The sequence below is a fragment of the Mangrovibacter sp. MFB070 genome, from assembly GCF_000705335.1.
Lineage (GTDB): Bacteria > Pseudomonadota > Gammaproteobacteria > Enterobacterales > Enterobacteriaceae > Mangrovibacter > Mangrovibacter plantisponsor.
Map to the genome: position 1 here is coordinate 182,406 of NZ_JJMI01000005.1, position 8,538 is coordinate 190,943.

At 52.8% G+C, this 8,538-nt stretch carries 7 protein-coding genes; 4 read left to right on the top strand and 3 right to left on the bottom strand.

Going from position 1 to position 8,538, the window contains the following annotated elements:
• Positions 1-336: 336 nt before the first annotated feature.
• The 3 genes from acs to actP all read left to right on the top strand — a co-directional run bounded on the left by acs (position 337) and on the right by actP (position 4,385).
• The gene (acs, locus tag DT73_RS02685; RefSeq protein ID WP_036103468.1) at positions 337-2,295 is read left to right on the top strand and encodes an acetate--CoA ligase; all 1,959 of its coding nucleotides are present in this window, start codon (positions 337-339) and stop codon (positions 2,293-2,295) included.
• 126 nt (positions 2,296-2,421) lie between these two features.
• Positions 2,422-2,736 (top strand): DUF485 domain-containing protein, encoded by a 315-nt coding sequence (locus DT73_RS02690; protein WP_036103471.1) that lies wholly within the window; start codon positions 2,422-2,424, stop codon positions 2,734-2,736.
• The gene (gene actP / locus DT73_RS02695; RefSeq protein ID WP_200874765.1) at positions 2,730-4,385 is read left to right on the top strand and encodes a cation/acetate symporter ActP; all 1,656 of its coding nucleotides are present in this window, start codon (positions 2,730-2,732) and stop codon (positions 4,383-4,385) included. Before DT73_RS02690 ends, actP begins: the two co-directional genes overlap by 7 nt.
• 34 nt (positions 4,386-4,419) lie before the next feature.
• Here actP and DT73_RS02700 read toward each other — a convergent pair whose 3' ends face one another.
• Both DT73_RS02700 and DT73_RS02705 read right to left on the bottom strand, forming a co-directional pair.
• On the bottom strand, positions 4,420-5,109 hold the full coding sequence (locus DT73_RS02700) for an LrgB family protein (RefSeq protein ID WP_036103474.1): 690 nt from the start codon (positions 5,107-5,109) through the stop codon (positions 4,420-4,422).
• Positions 5,102-5,527, bottom strand: a complete 426-nt coding sequence (locus tag DT73_RS02705) for a CidA/LrgA family protein (RefSeq protein ID WP_036103477.1) — start codon at positions 5,525-5,527, stop codon at positions 5,102-5,104. The genes DT73_RS02700 and DT73_RS02705 overlap by 8 nt, the downstream gene beginning before the upstream one ends.
• 137 nt (positions 5,528-5,664) lie before the next feature.
• On the opposite strand from DT73_RS02705, the gene DT73_RS02710 reads away from it, so the two are divergent.
• A complete protein-coding gene (locus DT73_RS02710) occupies positions 5,665-6,558 on the top strand; it encodes a LysR family transcriptional regulator (protein WP_036103480.1) in 894 nt (297 codons plus the stop codon).
• Positions 6,559-6,560: 2 nt separating this feature from the next.
• On the opposite strand, the gene DT73_RS02715 is transcribed toward DT73_RS02710, so the two are convergent.
• Complete coding sequence (locus tag DT73_RS02715; RefSeq protein WP_036103484.1) at positions 6,561-8,207, bottom strand: Na+/H+ antiporter; 1,647 nt, start codon at positions 8,205-8,207, stop codon at positions 6,561-6,563.
• Positions 8,208-8,538 lie beyond the last annotated feature (331 nt).

Below are 8,538 nucleotides of genomic sequence, written 5' to 3' on the forward strand. Positions count from 1 at the left end.
ATCAGCCGTACACCATCAGGTGTACGGCTTTTTTATACGAACCGCTATTGCCCCGCAATTGTGCAACCTATATGAAACTCATATGACTTCTTTCAGCTAGCAGACAAAATACTCAGTCAGAAGCGCTACTCACCTGTTCTCTCTTAATTTTTCGTTAATGTTCGCTAATACATTTCGCACCATTTCCCGCTCTGCTTCAAAGAATGTTTGGTGTTTTATTAAACCTCTTTAAACATTGCGTGATCTCTCGCCCAAAAAGTAAACAAAGCCATCACCCCCACTTCAATTAACCTTTTCGCGACATATTATTAACATCAGGAAAGGAGAAAAAAAGCCATGAGCCAAATACACAAGCACCCAATTCCCGCAACTATTGCGGAACGCTGCCTGATAAATCCGGAACAATATGCGTCAATGTACCAACAGTCATGCCAGGATCCTGATGCATTCTGGGGTGAACAGGGCAAGATCCTCGACTGGATCAAGCCGTATACCAAAGTAAAGAACACCTCGTTCGCACCGGGCAATGTGTCGATTAAGTGGTACGAAGACGGCACCCTCAACCTGGCGGCTAACTGCCTGGATCGCCATCTCGCCACACGCGGCGACCAGGTGGCTATCATTTGGGAAGGCGACGATGCCAGCCAAAGTAGCACGCTGACTTACCGTGAATTGCACCGCGAAGTCTGCCGCTTTGCCAATGTGTTAACTAAACAAGGTATCCGCAAAGGCGATGTGGTGGCGATTTATATGCCAATGGTGCCGGAAGCTGCCGTCGCCATGCTGGCCTGCGCCCGTGTTGGTGCCGTTCACTCCGTAATTTTTGGTGGGTTCTCACCAGAAGCCGTTGCCGGGCGTATTGTGGATTCCAGCGCAAAAATGGTGATCACCGCCGATGAAGGTGTTCGCGCAGGGCGGGGAATACCGCTGAAGAAGAATGTTGATGAAGCGCTTGAGCACCCGGAAGTTACCACCATTGAGCATGTGATAACGTTTAAACGTACTGGTGGTGATATTCAATGGCATGAAGGCCGCGACCTGTGGTGGCACGATTGTATGGCTGACGCCAGCGATGAACACCAGGCCGTTGAAATGGGCGCGGAAGACCCGCTGTTCATCCTCTATACCTCCGGTTCAACCGGTAAGCCAAAAGGTGTGCTGCATACTACCGGAGGCTACCTGGTTTATGCCGCTACCACGTTTAAATATGTGTTTGATTACCACGACGGCGACATTTACTGGTGCACCGCTGATGTGGGCTGGGTAACCGGGCACAGCTACCTGCTTTATGGGCCACTGGCCTGTGGCGCAACCACGCTGGTGTTTGAAGGCGTGCCGAACTGGCCGAAGCCGAACCGTATGGCACAAGTGGTGGATAAACATCAGGTCAATATTCTGTACACCGCGCCAACCGCAATTCGTGCCCTGATGGCAGAAGGCGACAGCGCCATAGAAGGTACCGACCGTTCGTCATTACGTATTCTGGGTTCAGTGGGCGAACCCATTAACCCGGAAGCCTGGGAGTGGTACTGGAAAAAAATCGGTAATGAAAACTGCCCGGTGATGGACACCTGGTGGCAGACAGAAACCGGCGGCTTCATGATTACCCCGTTACCCGGCGCCACTGAACTGAAAGCAGGCTCCGCCACCCGGCCCTTCTTTGGTGTACAACCGGCACTGGTTGATAACGAAGGTAACCCTCAGGAAGGCGCAACAGAAGGTAACCTGGTTATCACTGATTCCTGGCCTGGCCAGGCGCGCACACTGTTTGGCGACCACGCTCGTTTTGAACAAACCTATTTCTCAACCTTCAAAAACCGCTATTTCAGTGGTGATGGCGCACGCCGCGATGAAGATGGTTACTACTGGATAACCGGCCGCGTAGACGACGTGCTGAATGTGTCCGGCCACCGCCTTGGTACCGCAGAGATTGAGTCTGCACTGGTTTCTCACCCACTGATTGCTGAAGCAGCTGTGGTTGGGATCCCCCATAGTATTAAAGGCCAGGCTATATATGCCTACGTTACCCTGATTCATGGCGAAGAACCCACTCCAGCACTGTATACCGAAGTACGCAACTGGGTACGCAAGGAGATTGGGCCACTGGCAACACCAGATGTGCTGCACTGGACTGATGCCCTGCCGAAGACCCGCTCCGGGAAAATCATGCGCCGTATTCTGCGCAAAATCGCCGCCGGTGATACCAGCAACTTTGGCGATACCTCGACCCTGGCAGATCCAGGTGTTGTAGAAAAATTACTGGAGGAAAAACAAGCAATCAAAATGCCGTCTTAATACGGCACGATACCGCCCTGCATATAAGTGCAGGGCGAATCAGTGATGTGCGTAATCTGCGCGCTAAAAGCCATAACTAAACCTAACCTACAACAAAAAATTGACCTTACCTCTGGAGATGCCGCGATGAATGATACCGTTTATCAGCAGGTACAAGATAACCCGCATTTCAGGGAGTTAGTACACAAAAGGCAAAGGTTTGCCGCCCTCCTGACCGCTATTATGTTGGTGGTTTATTTTGGTTTTATCATGCTTATCGCTTTTGCGCCCGACTGGCTGGGAACCCCGCTGGGGCCAGACACTAACGTCACCCGCGGTATTCCCGTTGGTATTGGCATTATCGTGCTGTCGTTTGTGCTGACAGGCGTGTATGTCTGGCGGGCAAATGGCGAATTTGACCGACTCACGAAGGCCATTATCAGCGAGGTAAAACCATCATGATGCGTTTGTTGACCACGTTACTTATGATGGGGTTGCCACTGGCCGGACAGTGTGCGGATGCCATCACCGGGGAAGTTAAACGCCAGCCAACTAACTGGCAGGCAATTGTTATGTTCGTGATTTTTGTCGTGCTGACTCTCGGGATAACCTGGTGGGCTTCCCGCCGGACCCGCTCCAGAAGCGACTACTACACCGCTGGTGGGAATATCACTGGTTTCCAGAACGGCCTGGCGATTGCTGGTGACTTTATGTCTGCGGCATCCTTTCTGGGGATTTCCGCGCTGGTGTATACCTCTGGCTACGACGGCCTTATCTATTCCTTAGGCTTTCTGGTCGGCTGGCCGATTATTCTGTTCCTGATTGCCGAACGCCTGCGTAATCTCGGCCGCTATACCTTTGCAGATGTGGCTTCCTACCGCCTGAAGCAACGCCCAATTCGTACCTTGTCCGCCTGTGGTTCACTGGTGGTGGTGGCGTTGTACCTGATTGCACAGATGGTTGGTGCCGGTAAGCTTATCCAGCTGTTATTTGGCCTGAACTACCATGTTGCGGTGGTTATGGTGGGTGTGTTGATGGTGATGTACGTGCTGTTTGGCGGCATGCTGGCCACCACCTGGGTACAAATCATCAAGGCTGTGCTGCTGTTGTTTGGGGCCAGTTTTATGGCGATTATGGTCATGAAACATGCCGGGTTCAGCTTTAATAACCTGTTTACTGAAGCGATGTCGGTGCACCCTAAAGGTGGCGCGATTATGCGGCCTGGCGGGTTAGTGAGTGACCCAATATCCGCCCTGTCACTGGGCCTTGGCCTGATGTTCGGTACTGCCGGGTTACCACATATCCTGATGCGTTTCTTCACCGTGACCGACGCCCGCGAAGCACGTAAGAGTGTGCTCTACGCTACGGGTTTTATGGGGTATTTCTACTTCCTGACCTTTATCATCGGCTTTGGTGCCATCATGCTGGTGGGTGCAAACCCGGCGTTTAAAGACGCGGCAGGAGCACTGATTGGCGGTAACAACATGGCGGCAGTTCACCTCTCGGATGCCGTTGGCGGGAACCTGTTCCTTGGCTTTATTTCTGCGGTAGCGTTTGCCACCATTCTGGCGGTAGTTGCCGGGCTGACTCTGGCAGGTGCATCGGCGGTGTCTCACGACTTATATGCCAACGTTATCCGCAAAGGCGCAACAGAACGCCAGGAGTTAAAAGTCTCCAAAATTACCGTTCTGGTACTGGGTGTGGTGGCAATTCTGTTGGGGATTTTGTTTGAGAAACAGAACATTGCCTTTATGGTGGGGCTGGCCTTCTCCATTGCCGCCAGTTGTAACTTCCCGATTATTCTGCTGTCGATGTACTGGTCCAAACTGACCACTCGCGGCGCAATGATTGGCGGCTGGTTAGGTTTGCTCACTGCGGTGGTTCTGATGATTCTCGGCCCAACCATTTGGGTGAAAATCCTTGGTCACGCCACAGCGATATTCCCTTACGAATACCCGGCGCTGTTCTCCATGCTGGCGGCCTTTATCGGTGTCTGGTTCTTCTCCATCACAGATACCAGTGAAGCCGGTAAACAAGAACGTTCGTTGTTCCAGGCACAGTTTATCCGTTCACAAACCGGCATCGGTATTGAGCAGGGTAAATCGCACTAACACCGTTTTCTCCCCCCGGTGCGCCGGGGGAGTATCAAAACATCGCCCAGCGCACTACTGGGGCAGCCAGTACCATAATTATCCCCGCCAACATCATTACCAGGCTGGATACCATGCCTTCCTGCGGCCCCAGTTCGTAAGAGCGTGCGGTTCCGGCACCATGAGAAGCGGCACCAAATCCGGCTCCTTTTGCCATACCCTCACGAATAGCCAGGCGCAAAAACAGCACATCGCCAATCGCCATGCCAAACACGCCGGTTATCACGACAAACAGCGCCACTAAATCGGGTTGACCGCCAAGCGGTTTGGCTGCGGCCAGTGCAAACGGCGTGGTCACCGAACGAACAGCCAGGCTGCGCTGCACTTCATCCGGCAGAGTAAACAGGCGAGCCAGCCAGACCGAGCTGGTTACAGCCACCAGCGTAGCCGTGATTACCCCCGCCGAAAGCGACATCCAGTGGCGTTTTATCAATGCGCGGTTTTCATAGACCGGCACAGCGAAAGCCATGGTCGCCGGGCCTAACAACCACAGTAGCCAGTGGGTTTCCAGCATGTATCGTTGGTAAGAAATATGCCCGGCAACCAGTATTGCCACCAGTAATACTGGCGTCATCACCAGCGGCATCAACGGTAATTTATGCCATTTGCGATACAGGCGTTTATTCGCCATATAAAGTACAACTGTCGCCACCAGGCATAACAAACTGAAGGCGATATCATTCATCCTGAACCTGCCTGCGCGCCAGGCGAGCCACTTCAAAGCGGTAGACTTTCTCCACCACCCAGGCCGTGGCGCCAAGAACCATCACGGTACTGAGCATGATGACCAGCGCAATACGCCAGCCTTCCGCCATCAATAACTGGGTGTAATTCACGACGGCCACGACCGCGGGAACAAAAAACAGCAACATTTCTGCCAGTAACCAGCGAGCACCAGCCCGCACCCAACTGAGCGGCAACAGCCGGGTCACTATCAGCCCCAGCAACAACAACATACCCACCAGATTGGCAGGTAGAGGCAAACGCCACCACTGAACCAAATATTCCGCCAGTACAAATAAACTCGCATACAACACGACCTGAACCGGAACCTGCAGGCGTTGTAACATGCCCGGTGCCAGTGTTCGTAATGCAATGGCCATAGCCAGGATATCCTGAAATTATCAACAAAGAAGGCGCAGTATAAGAAAGCGCGAAAAATTCCAGAAATGAATTAAAATTATCGAAATCATAGTTAAATGGCATAGTTTGTTAAATGGCATAGTTTGGGAGAGCAGGCATGGATATACGCATGTTGCGTTATTTTATTGAAGTAGTCCGCCAGCAAAGCTTCACCCGTGCTGCCGAGAACTTATTTGTTACCCAGCCCACTATCAGTAAGATGCTGCGCAATCTCGAAGATGAATTAGGCACCACGCTGCTGATTCGCCAGGGGCGCAAATTGTCGCTCACTGATACCGGGCAAGCCGTGTATGACAAAGGCCGGGTGATTCTGGATAACGTTCAGCAACTCCAGTCAGAGCTGAGTGATATTCGCCAGTTGAACCACGGTACTTTGCGCCTTGGGATCCCGCCAATGGTGGGGATGATTATGGCTTCGCCCATTGCCCACTTTCGCCAAAAATACCCGAGAGTAGAGTTAAAAATTTCCGAATTTGGTGGGCTGAAAGTGCAACAGGCAGTACAAAATGGCGAGCTGGATGTCGCTGTAACGGCGCTGCCTGTTGAAGACGAGCAACATTTCACTACGCTGCATGTGGCACAACATCCGCTGTGCGTAGTGGTTCCCAAAGGTTCTGAATGGGCGGAGATGAGCACCATTTCCCCCACGCAACTGGCCGATGTACCGCTACTGATTTATAACGAAGATTTTTCCCTCAGCCGCCAGTTGATGCAGATGTTTTCCGGGTTAGGGATTACCCCAAGAATTGCAGTGCGTAGTGGGCAGTGGGATTTTCTGGCTGCCATGGTGCAGGCCCAGGTAGGGCTGGCTATTTTGCCCGAACCCATTTGCCAAAAGCTGGATTCGGGCTTGTTATGCTGGCGGCCACTGGACAGCGAACTGCACTGGGCGCTGGGGATGATTTGGCGTAACGAGGGCTACCTTTCCCACAGCGCACAAGCCTGGATAACATGCTGCAAAAACCACTGGCCGCCATCAGGCAGCCTGTAACGTTAGCTTCGCTCAATCAGCAATGTTTCCAGCAGATCCAGGTCATGGACCATTTTTAGCAGGGTTTCATTACTGATCTGTTTGGTAGCCCGCAGGTGGTAAAGTTCCGCCCGCTCAGAACGCAATGCTGTCAGGCGCAGTCGCCGCTCAAGGTTTTCTTCTTGCGTGGTGCTTGTGTCATCACTGCGTCCCCCCGCCCTGCGCCGCAGGTTGCCGATAACCCGGGAGCTCACTTCCCGGATAACTTCGTCATCGATATTCTCTTTGCTATCTGCCGCCAGCCTTTCCGCCATTTTCTGCACTGTCACAATAGCCACTTCAGCCGTTGCAGACCGGGCAATACGCTCTTCCCGGGAAATCAGTGCATGGTCAGTCACCGTGATATGGCGCAGCAGTAGTGGCAACATCACCACGCCGACAACCAGCGAAAAGAGGATCACACCAGCGGAAATAAACACCATTTCATAACGAGCAGGGAACAGCGAACCATCTTTGAGAAACAAAGGGATTGCGAGCACACCAGCCAGAGTCAGCGCCCCACGAACCCCCGCGAAAGCAGCAATAGATAACTCGCGGGTACTCCAGTCAGAAAAAGACATGGGGTTGTTTTTCAAAAAGCGCTGACTGAACCGCTTCATCACCCACAGCCAGATAAAACGCACGGCTATCAGGGCGATATAAATCACCACGATATCAGCAAACAGCATCCACACTTCGACGTTCGGGTCGGCGCTGGCTGTGGCCAGTGACGTTTCCATAATGCCAGGTAACTGCAGCCCTAAGAGTAAGAAGACCATGCCGTTAAACACAAACTCCAGCATTGCCCAGACACTGTTCGCTCGCAGCCGCATAGCCAGTGGCGCAGTACGCATTACGCCGGAACGGGTTATCGTCATCCCGGCGGCCACCGCCGCGAGGATACCTGAAACACCAAAATGCTCGGCAATGAGATACGATGCAAACGGCAGCAGGAACAGCAGCAAAATTTGTGTTGCCGGTTCATCGCCGCTCCAGCGGCTCATCAGGCGCAGAGAACGGCCGTACACCAGGCTGACAATAATACCAGCGGCCAGCCCGCCAATTGCCACTTTAAGGAACTCAACGGTCGCGCCGCCCACGGTAAACACCATAGTGCCCATGACCACCGCGACAGCAAATTTCAGTGAGACCAGGCCGGAAGCATCGTTCATCAACGCTTCCCCCTGCAGGATCCCCATTATTTTTTTCGGTATGCGCCCTTCGCCTACAATTCCGGACAACGCCACGGCATCGGTAGGCGAAAGCACGGCAGCCAGCGCAAAAGCCGGAACCAGAGGAATACCCGGCACCAGCCAGTAGATCAGGAAACCTATGCCAGCTACCGTTATCAGCACCAGCACCAGCGCGAGGCCAATGATCTCGCGGCCATGTTGTAAGAACTCCGATGTCGGCGTTTTCCAGCCATCAGCAAACAGCAGTGGCGGGATAAACAGCACCAGAAACAGCTCCGGGTTGAAGTCCACATGCAGGCCAAACTGCGGCCAGGCGAACAAAGCGCCCAGCGCGATTTGCATTAAAGGTAATGGAACCCGAAACGGCAACATGCGTGTCACCATCCCGGAAACGGAGACCAGTAAGGTCATAATGAGAATCGTGAAGAAAATTTCCATGTTTTCCTGCGATGTATAATTGCGGGTGATTGTTATGTCAGAAGAGTGGTACAACCTGATAGTAAAGTAATTTTTACCGAGTTGAAAATCAAAGCGCGTGGGATGGCTTTAGCACAGAACGCAAAACTGCAGGTGCAGTAAAATACTCGGCCTGCCTGGCGGCAAATTGCGCGCCGTGCCCGCCACACTGGTAACAAGTTCAGTAAACAGTACCCCGCTACAGTAAAATGATCTGCCAGCACGGAGCCAGTTGCGCGCCGTGTCCATCACACTGGTAACAAGTTCAGTAAACAGTACCCCGCTACAGTAAAATGATCTGCCAGCACGGAGC

Coding starts and splice junctions, on each gene's coding strand:
- acs (WP_036103468.1), top strand. CDS start 337: ATGAGCCAAATACACAAGCACCCAATTCCCGCAACTATTGCGGAACGC.
- DT73_RS02690 (WP_036103471.1), top strand. CDS start 2,422: ATGAATGATACCGTTTATCAGCAGGTACAAGATAACCCGCATTTCAGG.
- DT73_RS02700 (WP_036103474.1), bottom strand. CDS start 5,109: ATGAATGATATCGCCTTCAGTTTGTTATGCCTGGTGGCGACAGTTGTA.
- DT73_RS02705 (WP_036103477.1), bottom strand. CDS start 5,527: ATGGCCATTGCATTACGAACACTGGCACCGGGCATGTTACAACGCCTG.
- DT73_RS02710 (WP_036103480.1), top strand. CDS start 5,665: ATGGATATACGCATGTTGCGTTATTTTATTGAAGTAGTCCGCCAGCAA.
- DT73_RS02715 (WP_036103484.1), bottom strand. CDS start 8,207: ATGGAAATTTTCTTCACGATTCTCATTATGACCTTACTGGTCTCCGTT.